Source organism: Pseudomonas sp. Fl5BN2 (assembly GCF_009908205.1).
Classification (GTDB): Bacteria; Pseudomonadota; Gammaproteobacteria; order Pseudomonadales; family Pseudomonadaceae; genus Aquipseudomonas.
Window position 1 is genome coordinate 1 of the sequence record NZ_JAAARL010000068.1, and the last position, 447, is coordinate 447.

Consider the following 447-nt stretch of genomic DNA (forward strand, 5'->3'; position numbering starts at 1 on the left):
TGAACAACCAGCCGTTGCGTGCATTGCGGGTTGGCATCACGCAGTCAAACATGTCAATGCCCTGCCCCACAGCATTGACCAAATCTTCTGGGGTGCCCACACCCATCAAGTAGCGTGGCTTGTGTTGCGGCAACTTGGGCGCGGTGTGCGCCAAAATTCGTTGCATGTCGTCTTTGGGCTCACCCACCGACAATCCACCAATGGCATAACCGTCAAAACCAATTTCTTCGAGGCCTTGCAGTGAAATATCGCGCAGATCCTCGTACATGCCACCCTGAACAATACCAAACAAGCCGTTGTTGTTACCCAATGCGTCAAATGAGTCACGAGAACGGCGTGCCCAACGCATGGACATTTCCATGGACAGGCGTGCCTCGGTGTGTGTGGCAGGGTACGGTGTGCATTCATCGAAAATCATGACGATGTCAGAATTCAGCACTGTTTGAA

General features: G+C 52.6%; 1 protein-coding gene. It reads right to left on the reverse strand.

Translation table 11 applies throughout. The features are described from left to right. On the reverse strand, positions 1–447 hold a 447-nt coding region (locus GV819_RS32585; RefSeq protein ID WP_161760118.1), incomplete at both ends, for a tRNA-ribosyltransferase family protein.